At 62.2% G+C, this 12,181-nt stretch carries 12 protein-coding genes; 1 reads left to right on the top strand and 11 read right to left on the bottom strand.

Annotated features, from left to right (window positions below):
• Positions 1-39: 39 nt before the first annotated feature.
• From CTATCC11996_RS12620 to CTATCC11996_RS12595, 6 genes are all read right to left on the bottom strand, one after another.
• Positions 40-696: a mechanosensitive ion channel family protein gene (locus tag CTATCC11996_RS12620; protein WP_080569868.1), complete on the bottom strand. Its 657-nt coding sequence runs from the start codon at positions 694-696 to the stop codon at positions 40-42.
• A 145-nt stretch (positions 697-841) separates the two neighbouring features.
• Positions 842-1,900 (bottom strand): GGDEF domain-containing response regulator, encoded by a 1,059-nt coding sequence (locus tag CTATCC11996_RS12615; protein WP_034348988.1) that lies wholly within the window; start codon positions 1,898-1,900, stop codon positions 842-844.
• Between the two features lie 113 nt (positions 1,901-2,013).
• Entirely contained in the window at positions 2,014-3,042 is a 1,029-nt protein-coding gene (locus CTATCC11996_RS12610) for a hypothetical protein (RefSeq protein ID WP_003076623.1), read from the bottom strand.
• Between the two features lie 107 nt (positions 3,043-3,149).
• A complete protein-coding gene (locus CTATCC11996_RS12605; protein WP_003076621.1) occupies positions 3,150-3,986 on the bottom strand; it encodes a class II glutamine amidotransferase in 837 nt (278 codons plus the stop codon).
• Positions 3,987-4,159: 173 nt separating this feature from the next.
• Positions 4,160-5,710: a lysine--tRNA ligase gene (gene lysS, locus CTATCC11996_RS12600; protein ID WP_003076619.1), complete on the bottom strand. Its 1,551-nt coding sequence runs from the start codon at positions 5,708-5,710 to the stop codon at positions 4,160-4,162.
• Between the two features lie 243 nt (positions 5,711-5,953).
• Positions 5,954-6,604: an LON peptidase substrate-binding domain-containing protein gene (locus CTATCC11996_RS12595; protein ID WP_003076617.1), complete on the bottom strand. Its 651-nt coding sequence runs from the start codon at positions 6,602-6,604 to the stop codon at positions 5,954-5,956.
• A 60-nt stretch (positions 6,605-6,664) separates the two neighbouring features.
• Here CTATCC11996_RS12595 and CTATCC11996_RS12590 point away from each other — a divergent pair, with 60 nt between their 5' ends.
• Positions 6,665-7,231, top strand: a complete 567-nt coding sequence (locus CTATCC11996_RS12590) for a YggT family protein (RefSeq protein ID WP_003076615.1) — start codon at positions 6,665-6,667, stop codon at positions 7,229-7,231.
• A gap of 174 nt (positions 7,232-7,405) precedes the next feature.
• Here the strand turns inward: CTATCC11996_RS12590 and accD are convergent, their stop codons facing one another.
• The 5 genes from accD to truA form a co-directional block, all read right to left on the bottom strand.
• Entirely contained in the window at positions 7,406-8,281 is an 876-nt protein-coding gene (gene accD / locus CTATCC11996_RS12585; RefSeq protein ID WP_003076614.1) for an acetyl-CoA carboxylase, carboxyltransferase subunit beta, read from the bottom strand.
• Between the two features lie 187 nt (positions 8,282-8,468).
• Positions 8,469-9,278 (bottom strand): tryptophan synthase subunit alpha, encoded by an 810-nt coding sequence (trpA, locus tag CTATCC11996_RS12580; RefSeq protein ID WP_003076612.1) that lies wholly within the window; start codon positions 9,276-9,278, stop codon positions 8,469-8,471.
• The gene (trpB, locus tag CTATCC11996_RS12575) at positions 9,275-10,567 is read right to left on the bottom strand and encodes a tryptophan synthase subunit beta (RefSeq protein ID WP_003076609.1); all 1,293 of its coding nucleotides are present in this window, start codon (positions 10,565-10,567) and stop codon (positions 9,275-9,277) included. Before trpB ends, trpA begins: the two co-directional genes overlap by 4 nt.
• Positions 10,492-11,277 (bottom strand): phosphoribosylanthranilate isomerase, encoded by a 786-nt coding sequence (locus tag CTATCC11996_RS25035; protein ID WP_003076607.1) that lies wholly within the window; start codon positions 11,275-11,277, stop codon positions 10,492-10,494. The genes trpB and CTATCC11996_RS25035 overlap by 76 nt, the downstream gene beginning before the upstream one ends.
• 42 nt (positions 11,278-11,319) lie before the next feature.
• Positions 11,320-12,150: a tRNA pseudouridine(38-40) synthase TruA gene (gene truA, locus CTATCC11996_RS12565; RefSeq protein WP_003076605.1), complete on the bottom strand. Its 831-nt coding sequence runs from the start codon at positions 12,148-12,150 to the stop codon at positions 11,320-11,322.
• Positions 12,151-12,181 lie beyond the last annotated feature (31 nt).

Genomic DNA, 12,181 nt, shown 5'->3' with positions numbered 1-12,181 from the left:
AGGAAGCCCTTTTGCATGGAGGCCGGGTATCGGCCGGTCTCAGCCCGAGGTCACGGCGCTGCCGCCAGGAGTGGTGATGGCCACGGCGCAAGCTTCCTCCTGGCTGGTGGCTGGAGTGTTTTCCGTCACCACCGGCATGCCGCCTTTCCAGCGGCGAATGACGCGCTGGAAGATCAGCGAGTTGGGAATCTGCAGCAGATTGGGCATGCCCGCCGGTGCGCTGTCATCCTGCAAGGTGATGTAGAGCATATTGAGGTCGATCACGCGGCCCTTGGCTCCAGGCTTCTCGGCAGTGTCGAGCACCTCGATATAGTCGCCCAGCCTGAATGGGCCGACGGTGACGATCAATAACGCACAGAACAGGTTGGAGAGAACGCTCCAGGCTGCGAAGAAGGCAACGGCGCCCACAGTGGCAAAGCCGGTGAAGGCCGTCCAGAGCACGGTGGCCGACATGCCCATGCGCTCGAGAATCGCCAGCACGGCGGCGGCGATGATGATCCAGCGAAACACGCCGCGCAGCGGCATGAGCAGTTCATGAGGAAGGTCGTAGGCCTTGCCTGCGCGCGAGATGATGCGCTTGATGAGCCAGTTGATCAGCCAGGCCACCAGGATGATGAGAAAGATCTGAATCCCGGGAATCAGGATTTCAAGCCAGTCCTGCATCCAATCGGGCAGGTGCATTTGAAGACGACGCATAACCAGTCACTCGAGAAAAACGGCAGAGGTCAGACCCGAGGGGTCTGACAGGACAATGCGTCAATCCTAGCGTCTCTTGAGAGCAGAGCTGACAAGTGCCGACCTTGCAGGCAGGCCAAGAGCCGCAATGCGGCCAGGTGGACTGCTAGATCTGCCTTTGCTCTATGGTGTCCATCTGCATCTCGAAGCTGAAGAAGCGGTTGCGCCCTTGCGTCTTGGCGGCGTACAGGGCTTCGTCGGCTCGCATCAGCATGGATTCGGCGCTGGTGTGCTCGTCGGGAATGCAGGTGGTGATGCCGCCGGAGAGGGTCAGCGGAATATCCTCGGCGGTTCCTGGTGGGCGAATCTTGAGGAACTTGAGCATCTGGCCGAGAGCACGGGCGAATGTCATCGAGCCGGAACGCGGGGTGTTGGGCAGGATCAGGGCAAATTCTTCACCGCCATAACGTGCGGCGATGTCGCGCGGGCGCACACAGACTTCGCGCAGCAGGCGCCCGACCTGCTTGAGGCATTCGTCCCCCTGGACATGCCCATAGGTATCGTTGAAGTGCTTGAAGTGATCGAGGTCGCAAAGCATCAGCGTCAGCGGCCTGCTCTCGCGTCTTGCCGCCGCAATTTCGGCATGCAGCATGCGGTCGAGCCCTCGGCGATTGACCAGGCCCGTGAGCGCATCGAGCTCCACCATTTCGTTGAGCTTTTGATTCGCCAGATGCAGCTCTGCAGAGACCGTGACCAGGCGACGGCGCATGTCCAGCAGGCGGCGCATGGCGCGCAGCTTGGCGACCAGCACAATGGGTTTGACGGGTTTGACCAGGTAGTCGTCGCCCCCCGCCTCAATACCGCGCCAGACGTCCAGATCGTTGTCCAGGCCGGAGAGAAAGATGATGGGTGTCCACTCGCCGGGCTCGGCCTCGCGCAGCTGACGCGCGACCCAATAGCCGTCCTCGCCGGGGAGGCGGATGTCCAGCAGCACCAGATCGGGTCTTTCGCTGCGAAACAGTGCCAGCGCGGAGCGGCCGTTTTCGGCTTCCAGCACGTGCGTCACACCGGCCTGGCGCAGTTCGGTCACCAGGGCAGCGCGCATGACGGCCTGATCCTCGACAACCAGCACGGAGAACGGCGTCGCGGAATCAGGCGACGAGAACCGTGCCCCGCTTGATTCGATGGCAGACAAAGCTGATGCAGAAGATGGCAGAGCTGTCATGGGAGGAAGATCAGGGGCGGACGCATCTGTAGTTCAGGCATGTGCCGGGAAATATATTGTTACTTTATACGCCGGTTTCAAGCAACAGGCTTTGCGAATGGTCACGGAGATACTCAGGCCAATGCCAGGGCGGAGTGCGCCTTGCTGCTTTCATCGTGCCAGAGCACAAAAGTCTGTGCCGCTGAGCACAGCGTCGTCGCGCCCAGCTGATCGATATAGCGACAGGCTGCAAACTGTGCCGATCTGGCCTCATAGTCCGACACCCATTGCTGGCGTGCAGCCCGGGAGGCCTCAGGCTGGGGCCAGCGTCTTTCCTGGGTGGACAGGCCATTCAAGCCCATGCGCCATGGCTTGCCGCTGACTCGGGCGCGAAAGCACTGCTGCTGATGGCACAGCATGGCATACAGCGGGTCAACCTCCAGTTGCTGGAACAGCGCCTGAACCTCGGGGGAAGAGGGGCTGAATGCGGCGTGAGTGACAATGACGCGCAATCCTTTGGGCGTTTCGTAGACGCGCAGGCCCCAATCCGGGTGTCCGGCCGCAAAAGCCTGAACCTTTGCCAGCGCGGCATCGATGGGCGGTGGCTGCAGGGCTTCGGCGCGCCGCGCATGGCGGGCATGCAACCATTGCTTCAGGCCTGACCAGAAGACCAGGCCGATGCCGGCCAGCAGCAGCATCAATATCGCGGCACCCAGACTCCAGGTCAGCGGGGTCACCCACAGCCAGGGCAGGGCCAGAGCCAGCAGCAGCGACGAGATGACAGGGAAGCGGGCAGGCTTTTTCTGCCGCGGAAAGTCGATGTCGGCAATAGCCACGTTCTCTGTGTTCAGGCAATGTGCGCCATAGCTGTTGCGGGTCATGACGGATTCGTCACGCCGCTCCAGCACTTCTTCGCGAATGGGCGTGCCGCCTTCCAGCCCGTATTCGGTGCGCCACTCCATGCGCTCGAACCCTGCGTCGAGCTGGCGTTGCATTGGGGCGGCCAGCACGGCGTCCAGCGCTTGCTGGGCTCGTTGCTGCGCATGGTTCTGGGCTTCCTGCTGGCTGTGGTCTGACCAGCCCCAACGCTGGACGGTCGCGCCGTGGCGTTGGCCGGTTGCATGGCGCAGCCGCGCTTGCGCCCAGTATTGAGGGATATGCATGGTGGGCCAGTATAGCCATGGGGCCGATGCCACAGTCGCTGGCTAGATGGCCGACAGCGATTGGATGAGCTTGCGCTGGGCGTTGACCTGCGCGGCTGAGCACGCCCTCAGGATTGAATGGGCGCGAACGGCAGGTAATCGATCTGGGTGCCGCGCACGACGATCGCCGTCGACTCGGGAACCTGTGCCCAGGCCTGCGGCAGATCAACCAGCGGTTCGGACACGATCAAATACGCATCGTCACCAACGGCCGCGATGCGCGGGTCGTCGGGGTAGAGCGCGTGAAGATGCTTGAAGGAGGTGCTGTGATAGAGCGAGCGCGGCGACTGGCCCTCGCTCGCATAGCGCACGGCCACCAGTTGCTCGCCATCGCTGGCACACACGGTCATGCTCAGCGGGTGTGCTATCCCGTGGCTGCGCGCCGTGGCCTCGACAAAGCCCGCCATGCGCGCGATGGCCGGCACAGGAGTGTGCTCCAGCCCGAAACTCATGGCCAGAAGGAACATGGTCTCCGAGTCCGTCGAGCCTTCCAGCGAGTTGAAGAACTGCGGATCGATAGCCATGAGCAGATCGCGCCGTACCAGGGGAAAGTCCTCGATCATGCCGTTGTGCATGAACATCCAGCGCCGGTGGCGGAAGGGATGGCAGTTGGTCTCCTGCACCGGCGTATGCGTTGCCGCGCGAACATGCGCCAGAAACATGGGCGCCGACACGGCGCGCGACAGCTCGCGCAGGTTGTGATCGTGCCAGGCCGGCTGGATGCTGCGATAGCGAAAAGGCATATCGTGCGGGTGCTGGTACCAGCCCAGTCCGAAGCCATCGCCATTGGTCGTCGTCGCTCCGAATCTCGAATGCAGGCTTTGGTCGATCAACGAATGGCGCGCGTGGAACAGCATTGTTTCCAGGGAAACAGGATTGCCCTTATAGGCCAGCCAGCGACACATGGCGCTCTCCTTGAGACATGGAACCGATGATTCATCCTATCGGTTCCAGGTGTCCGCCGGGCAGGGCCTGTATTCTGCTGAATATTTGATAGCAGGTAGCGCCTGCTATTCTTGGATTTCAGCAATAAATATATCTGAAAACCAAGACAGTCAAGCGCTAAAAGCTATCAATTTCAGACTTGCTGTTCGCGGCGCAGGGCAGGGAACAGGATCACGTCACGGATGCTGGCGCTGTCGGTCAGCAGCATCATGAAGCGGTCAATACCGATGCCGCAGCCGCCGGTGGGGGGCATGCCGTACTCGAGGGCGCGCACAAAATCGTGGTCGAAGTACATGGCTTCGTCGTCGCCGCCGTCCTTGGCTTCCACCTGGGCATTGAATCGGGCAGCCTGGTCTTCTGCGTCATTGAGCTCGGAGAAGCCGTTGCCGAATTCGCGGCCGGTGATGTAGAGCTCGAAGCGCTCGGTCACTTCGGGACGCTCGTCGTTGGCACGCGCCAGAGGCGAGATCTCGGTGGGGTGTTCCATGATGAAGGTGGGGTTCCACAGCTTCTCTTCCACCACCTCTTCGAAGTACAGCACCTGCAGGCTGGCCAGGGTGCGGGTGGACAGCTTGTCCTTGTCTTCCTTCATGCCCAGCTTCTTGAGGGCATTGGTCAGCCATTCGCGGTTGGCCACGTTGTCGCCGGCTTCGGTGTATTTGACGATGGCTTCGGGGATGGTCAGGCGCTCGAAGGGCTTGGCCAGATCCACAGGCTTGCCGCCGTAGCTCAACTCCAGCGTTCCCACGGCCTTGATGGCGGCGTCGCGGATCAGCTTTTCGGTGTAGTCCATCAGGTCCTGGTAGTTCCAGTAGGCCGCGTAGAACTCCATCATGGTGAACTCGGGGTTGTGGCGCACCGAGATGCCTTCGTTGCGGAAGTTGCGGTTGATCTCGAACACGCGCTCGAAGCCACCGACGATCAGGCGCTTGAGATACAGCTCGGGCGCGATGCGCAGGTACATCTCCTGGTCCAGCGCATTGTGGTGGGTGATGAAGGGCTTGGCATTGGCACCGCCGGGGATGGGATGCAGCATGGGGGTCTCGACTTCCAGGAAGCCGTGTTCGACCATGAAGTCGCGGATGCCGGCCACGGCCTTGCTGCGCGCTACGAAGCGCTTGCGGGCTTCTTCGTCGGTCATCAGGTCCACATAGCGCTGGCGCACCTTCTGCTCCAGGTCGGCCATGCCGTGGAACTTGTCGGGCATGGGGCGCAGGCTCTTGGTGAGCAGGCGGATCTTCGTGGCCTTGATCGACAGCTCGCCGGTCTTGGTCTTCATCAGCTGACCTTCGACGGCAATGATGTCGCCCAGATCCCACTTCTTGAAGTCGGCGTAGACCTCTTCACCCACGGCATCGCGGGTGACATAGGCCTGGATGCGGCCCGTGGCGTCCTGCACGGTGGCAAAGCTGGCCTTGCCCATCACGCGCTTGAGCATCATGCGGCCCGCCACGCTGACGGCAATGGCGGCGGCGTCCAGAGCTTCAGCATCCTTGTCGCTGTGTTCGGCGATCAGGGCTGCGGCGCGGTGCTCGGGCTTGAAGTCGTTGGGAAAGGCAACGCCGCCGTTGGCCTTGGAGGACTCGCGCAGGGCTTTGAGTTTTTCGCGGCGCTCGGCGATGAGTTTGTTTTCGTCCTGAGGGGCGGTGTTTTCTGCCGCAGAAGAGATGTTTTGTTCAGTCATGAAAAGAGAGCGCCAGCGACAAGCGCCGGTTGGAGGCCAGGAATGAGGGCGCGGCAAGGATAGCCGCTGCCCGAAACCGGTGATTTTAAGTTTTTTGCCGAAGCAGCGGTAGGCGACCGGGCAAAGCGCTGACGGGAGCTGCGGTATGCGGCCTCCATGGCTCAGGCTGCAGTCTCAGAAGTCAGCTTTATGCTATCGAATAGGTAGCTTTTGTCAGCCGCCAGCAAAGGGTCTTAGGCGATTTCAGGCATCGTCCTGCGGGGACGAGCCGGTAATGCCGCTTTGCTCCAGCACATCGGCGATCAGCTCCAGTCGCAGCAGCGGGGCATCCAGCGTCATCAGCTGCTGCTTGATCCGCACCGGCAGGGGCAGCATCTCGGCCCAGCGATTGGCAACCCAGGCGCAGTCGTGCATCTGCGCCGGCGTAGGCAGTTGCGCGTGATCGGGGTCGTGGTCGTGCAGGTTCAGCAAGGCCTGAGCCAGCGCGTGGGAGGTGCTCAGCAAATGCTTGGGGACAGTGACCTTGGGGTCGTCGGGCAGCATGGTGACATCGGCCACCCACAGGCCATGCGGCAGTTGCCAGCAGCGCTGGATGTGAAAGCGCTGGGCCCCCTTGCATTGCAGATGCAGCAGTCCGGGCTGGGGCGAGTCGAGCCGGGCAATACGGGCCAGCACGCCTTCGGAGTGCAGGCGCTCGGTCTGGGCGCCTGCCTTGCGCACTTCCTGTCCCACCTGCAGCGCCACCACGCCGAAAGGGGCGTCGGCATGCTGGCATTTGCGGATCATGTCCAGATAACGCACCTCGAAGACCTGCAGGCTCAGCAGGCCTTCGGGAAACAGCACCGTGTTCAGCGGGAACAGGGGCAGGGAATGCAGACTTTGCGTATCGGTCATGGTGCCCGGCTATCATCCCACGAATGGGTGAGTTGCTCACTGTTTTCTGAATTGGGTCACATGCTGTTTGAAATCGTTCTGTTCCTGCTGGATGTCGTCGTCGGCTTGATCACCGGAGCCTGTCTGCTGCGCATGTATATGCAGGCACAGCGTGTGCCGTTTGGCAACCCCGTGGGGCAACTGGTCTTTGCGCTGAGCGACTGGATCGTCATGCCGCTGCGCAAGGTCGTTCCCGCCAAGGGCCGCTGGGACAAATCCAGCCTGATTGCTGCCTTGCTGCTGCAACTGGCGCAGGTGCTGCTGATCTGGCTGCTGCTGGGTGCCAAGGGCTCGGTTCTGGCGCTGCCATGGCTGGCGCTGTGCGGGCTGATCAAGGTCATTCTGTCCGGCATGATGGGTATCTTGCTGATCTACGCCATCCTGTCCTGGGTGCAGCCCTATTCGCCCATCTACGGCGTGCTGCAGCGTCTGGCCGATCCGCTGGTGGCCCCGATCCGCAAGGTGGTGCCCCTGATCGGCAATGTGGACTTTTCGGCGCTGATTGCCCTGATTGGCCTGCAGGTGCTGCTGATGGTGCTCAACTATGTGCAGGCTGGCGGCCTGTCCATGATTGCCGGGGTGCGCTAGGGGGCTGTCCGGGCCAAGAACGCCGCATCGCCTTGAGGCTTGCGGATGAAACCTCGTCAGTTCCAAGGCTGCTCTGAGGTGCTCTGTGAATGTCCCGAGGCGATAAACCGACAAAAAAACGGCTGACGCAGATGAATGCTGCGTCAGCCGTTTTGCTTTTTGCTCGTCCGGTGCTTATTCCACGGCGTCCGCAGGCAGACGTTGCAGCATGGCCAGAGAGCTGGAGATGCGATCACGCAGCTCGCGGCGATCCACGATCATGTCCACAGCGCCCTTGTCCTGCAGGAACTCGGCGCGCTGGAAGCCTTCGGGCAGCTTCACGCGCACGGTGGTTTCGATCACGCGGGGGCCGGCAAAGCCGATCAGGGCCTTGGGCTCGGCGATCACGATGTCGCCCACGAAGGCGAAGCCGGCGGACACACCGCCCATGGTGGGGTCGGTCAGCACGGAGATATAGGGCAGGCCCTTCTTGGCCAGACGTGTCAGCGCAGCATTGGTCTTGGCCATTTGCATCAGCGACAGCAGACCTTCCTGCATGCGGGCACCACCGGTGGCGGTGAAGCAGATGAAAGGCACTTTCTGCTCGATGGCGGTTTCCACGCCGCGCACAAAGCGTTCGCCGACCACGGAGCCCATGGAGCCGCCCATGAAGTCGAACTCGAAGCAGGCCACGACCACATTGATGCTCTTGACGGAGCCGCCCATGACGATCAGTGCGTCGGTCTCGCCGGTGTTCTCCAGCGCTTCCTTCAGACGCTCGGGGTACTTGCGGCTGTCCTTGAATTTCAGCGGGTCGACAGGAATGACTTCCTGGGCCAGCTCATAGCGGCCTTCCGCATCGAGGAAATGGTTCAGACGCGCGCGTGCACCGATGCGGTGGTGGTGGCCGCAGGTCGGGCAGACGTTCTGGTTCTTTTCCAGATCGGTCTTGTACAGAACGGTTTCGCAGCTGGGGCACTTGATCCACAGACCTTCGGGAATCTGCTGGTGGCGTTCCGTCGGATTGGTCTGCTGGATTTTTGCAGGCAGAAGTTTTTCAAGCCAGGACATGGTTATTTCCTTTTCAGTTTCCACTGCACTGCGCGCCACCCGCAACCCATGAGAGCGGCGCGGCGCAGGCACTGGCGCAATCCCGGTCAGGGACAGCGAGCAAGGGCCGCCCCGCTGCGAGGCTGTCGTCCCCCTTCAAGGGGGAAGCGGCAAAGCCGCTCAGGGGGAGGCTGATTTCAGGGCAGCATTATGCGTCGAGAGCCTTTCGCACACCACGCAGAAAGTCTATTGCCAGAGGCACGATCTTTTCGTGGGGCTGGTTGTCGAGCAGGTCAATGATGCGGCTGCCGATGATGACGGCGTCGGCCACCTGGCCCACGGTCTGTGCGGTCTGGGCATCGCGAATGCCGAAACCCACGCCCACAGGCACGCTGACATGCTGGCGAATGCGCGGCAGCATGGCCTCCACGGCCGAGGTGTCCAGAGCGCCCGAACCGGTCACGCCCTTGAGCGAGACATAGTAGACATAGCCGCTGGCCACGCGGGCCACCTGTTGCATGCGCTCGTCCGTGCTGGTGGGCGCCAGCAGGAAGATCAGGTCCATGTCGCGGGCCTTGAGCTTGGCGGCAAACTCCTCGCATTCCTCGGGCGGATAGTCAACGATCAGCACGCCATCGACGCCGGCAGCGGCGGCATGGTTGACGAAGGCATCTTCGCCATGGATCTGGTCGTAGCGCTCTACGGGGTTGGCATAGCCCATGAGCACCACGGGTGTGGTGTGGTCCTTTTTACGGAACTCGGCCACATAGGCCAGCACCTGGCTCAGGCCCACGCCGTTGGCGATGGCCTTGTCGCCTGCGCGCTGGATGGTGGGGCCGTCGGCCATGGGGTCCGAGAAGGGCACGCCCAGCTCGATCACGTCGGCACCTGCTTCCACCATGCCGTGCATGAGGGGCGGGGTGATGGCGGCGAACGGGAAGCCTGCAGTCACATAGGGAATCAGGGCCTTGCGGCCTTCTTCCTTGAGCTTGTTGAAGGTGGCGGTAATTCGGCTCATAACTTGTTGCCCCCTGCGGCAGCCTTGGCTGCATCATGTCCGGGAGCGCCCTTGACGGTGAGACCGCGCATGGAGGGTCGGTCGAAGTATTCGGCACCCGAGAGGTCGGCCACGGTGCCGATATCCTTGTCGCCACGGCCCGACAGGCTCACGAGAATCGACTGGTCGGCGCGCATGGTCTTGGCCAGCTTCATGGCATAGGCCACGGCGTGGCTGGACTCCAGAGCCGGGATGATGCCTTCGGCGCGGCACAGATAGTGGAAGGCGTCCAGCGCCTCCTGATCGGTAATGCCCACATACTGGGCACGACCGATCTCCTGCAGCCAGGCATGTTCGGGGCCCACACCGGGGTAATCCAGGCCGGCGCTCACCGAGTGAGTCTCTGTGATCTGGCCGTTTTCATCCTGCAGGATGAAGGTGCGGTTGCCATGCAGCACGCCCGAGCTGCCCTTTTGCAGCGAGGCCGAGTGCTTGCCGGATTCCAGGCCTTCGCCGGCCGCTTCCACGCCGAACAGCTTGGTGTCTTCGTAGGGGATATAGGGGTAGAAGATGCCCATGGCATTGCTGCCGCCTCCAACGCAGGCAACCACCGCGTCGGGCTGCTTGTCGGCGCCCAGAAACTCGGGCATCTGCGTCAGGCACTCGTCGCCGATGACCTTCTGGAAGTCGCGCACCATCATGGGGTAGGGGTGGGGACCCGCCACGGTACCGATGATGTAGAAGGTGTTGTCCACATTGGCCACCCAGTCGCGCATGGCTTCGTTGAGCGCGTCCTTCAGGGTCTTGCTGCCGGACTCGACAGGCACCACGGTCGCGCCCAGCAGCTTCATGCGGTAGACATTGGGGCTTTGGCGCTTCACGTCCTCGGCACCCATGTAGACGATGCACTCGAGGCCGTAACGCGCGCAGATGGTGGCCGTGGCCACGCCGTGCTGGCCGGCACCTGTCTCGGCAATGATGCGCGGCTTGCCCATGCGCTTGGCGAGCATGGCCTGGCCGATCACATTGTTTATCTTGTGCGCGCCCGTGTGGTTGAGGTCCTCGCGCTTCAGATAGATCTGCGCACCGCCCATTTCACGGCTCATGCGCGAGGCGTGATAGACGGGCGAGGGACGGCCTACATAGTGGGCCAGCTCGGACTGGAATTCGGCGATGAATTCGGGGTCGTTCTGATACTTTGCGTAGGCCTCACGCAGCTCGGTGAGGGCGTGGGTCAGGGTTTCGCTGGCGAAGCTGCCGCCGTAGCGGCCGAAATGGCCGTGGACGTCGGGATACTGGTATTCAAACATGTGTCAGTCTGCAAAATTTGGGCATCAGCTGCGCGTACGGCAGCAATGAAGCGATGAATCTTGTGGGCATCCTTGATGCCTTTGAGAGGCTTGCCGTCGGGACCTTCGGCCTCGACACCAGAGCTCACATCAACGGCCAGAGACAACCCGCGAGGGCGCACTTGCAAGATGCCATCGGTCACGTTTGCAGGCGTGAGTCCACCAGACAAAACGAGGTGAGAGTCGACGCTTGTTGGCAGAAGTGACCAATTGAATGCCTTGCCGCCGCCACCATAACCATCGACATGGGCGTCGAGCAGGATGGCTTGGGCCTTTGAATAACGTTGGGCATATTCTACGAGGTCAAACTGGGCCGCATCGTCTCCAAGGGGTATGCGCGCCGCGCGCAACCAGGGCTGGACGCCCCGGGTGGATGCCTCGCAATCCGCGGCCGTTTCATCACCATGAAACTGCACGCAGGCGTTTGGTATTAGGTCGCAGGCAGCTATCACATTGGTAGCTGTTTCATTCACAAAGAGCAAAACAGGTGTGACAAAGGGCGGCAGTCGCCGGGCCAGCTCGGCCGCTCGTTGCAGCGTCACGGCGCGCGGGCTTGGTGCATAGAGCACAAAGCCGACGGCATCGGCTCCGGCGGCCACTGCAGCGTCGACATCCTGCTCGCGGGTCAGGCCGCAGATCTTGATGCGGGTGCGGGGGGCAATGGAAGACATGACAAGTCCCAGGCGTTGCAGCAATCGATGGCGCTTGGCCGCTCAGGGCAGCCAGGCAAACGGGGGAGTGTCTACAGGCAGGCCCCAGCGTGTATCGTAAATGGGGCCGAGAAAGTACAGCCCGTCAGGGGAGAAGGTGGGGGCGGCCACCTCGCGCGAGCGTGCCTCCAGCACTTGCTGCATCCATTGCACGGGCTTGGAGCCCTGGCCCACATAGATCAGGCAGCCCATGATGTTGCGGATCATGTGGTGCAGAAAAGCGCTGCCCTCGAATTCGAAACGCCAGTAGCCGCATTCCATCTGTCCGTCGCGCATGGGGGCCTGGCCAGCGGGGCGGTAGTGGATGTCGATGCGGCGCAGGGTCTTGACCGGGCTCTTGGCCTGGCAGCCTGCCGCGCGAAAGGACGAAAAATCATGCTCGCCCAGCAACAGATCGGCGGCTGCGCGCATGCGCTGCGCATCCAGAGTCTGAAACACCCAGCCCACCCGGCCCTGGTCAACGCTGGGGCGCACGGGGGACTGCAGCAGAACATAGGCATAGCGGCGTGCGGTGGCGCAGGCCCGGGAATGGAAGCCATTCGGGCCGTCGGCGACCTCGGCCGCCCATTGCACGGCGATGTCCTTGGGCAGGAAGGTGTTGGTGCCTCGTACCCAGGAGTTGGGCGCGCGCTGCAACTCGGTGTCAAAGTGCACGACCTGCATCAGCCCGTGCACACCGGAATCGGTGCGACCGGCGCAGATGGTGGAGACTTCTTGAGCAGCAAAGCGGCCCAGGGCCGCTTCGAGTTTGTCTTGTACGGTGTTTCCGTCGGGCTGGCTTTGCCAGCCGCGATAGGCCTGACCGTTGTAGCTGACGCCAAGAGCTATGCGCATGGCATGGCTCCCGGCGCGGGGTCTGAATGCA

Origin of the sequence: Comamonas testosteroni ATCC 11996 (assembly GCF_000241525.1) — a bacterium.
GTDB classification, from domain to species: Bacteria; Pseudomonadota; Gammaproteobacteria; order Burkholderiales; family Burkholderiaceae_C; genus Comamonas; species Comamonas testosteroni.
Note: the sequence above shows the minus strand (reverse complement) of the source record. Positions and strands in the feature narration are given on the sequence as shown.

What these genes read in the sequence shown, in the direction of transcription:
- CTATCC11996_RS12620 (WP_080569868.1), bottom strand. Translation starts at nt 696, where the DNA reads ATGCGTCGTCTTCAAATGCACCTGCCCGATTGGATGCAGGACTGGCTT.
- CTATCC11996_RS12615 (WP_034348988.1), bottom strand. Translation starts at nt 1,900, where the DNA reads ATGACAGCTCTGCCATCTTCTGCATCAGCTTTGTCTGCCATCGAATCA.
- CTATCC11996_RS12610 (WP_003076623.1), bottom strand. Translation starts at nt 3,042, where the DNA reads ATGCATATCCCTCAATACTGGGCGCAAGCGCGGCTGCGCCATGCAACC.
- CTATCC11996_RS12605 (WP_003076621.1), bottom strand. Translation starts at nt 3,986, where the DNA reads ATGTGTCGCTGGCTGGCCTATAAGGGCAATCCTGTTTCCCTGGAAACA.
- lysS (WP_003076619.1), bottom strand. Translation starts at nt 5,710, where the DNA reads ATGACTGAACAAAACATCTCTTCTGCGGCAGAAAACACCGCCCCTCAG.
- CTATCC11996_RS12595 (WP_003076617.1), bottom strand. Translation starts at nt 6,604, where the DNA reads ATGACCGATACGCAAAGTCTGCATTCCCTGCCCCTGTTCCCGCTGAAC.
- CTATCC11996_RS12590 (WP_003076615.1), top strand. Translation starts at nt 6,665, where the DNA reads ATGCTGTTTGAAATCGTTCTGTTCCTGCTGGATGTCGTCGTCGGCTTG.
- accD (WP_003076614.1), bottom strand. Translation starts at nt 8,281, where the DNA reads ATGTCCTGGCTTGAAAAACTTCTGCCTGCAAAAATCCAGCAGACCAAT.
- trpA (WP_003076612.1), bottom strand. Translation starts at nt 9,278, where the DNA reads ATGAGCCGAATTACCGCCACCTTCAACAAGCTCAAGGAAGAAGGCCGC.
- trpB (WP_003076609.1), bottom strand. Translation starts at nt 10,567, where the DNA reads ATGTTTGAATACCAGTATCCCGACGTCCACGGCCATTTCGGCCGCTAC.
- CTATCC11996_RS25035 (WP_003076607.1), bottom strand. Translation starts at nt 11,277, where the DNA reads ATGTCTTCCATTGCCCCCCGCACCCGCATCAAGATCTGCGGCCTGACC.
- truA (WP_003076605.1), bottom strand. Translation starts at nt 12,150, where the DNA reads ATGCGCATAGCTCTTGGCGTCAGCTACAACGGTCAGGCCTATCGCGGC.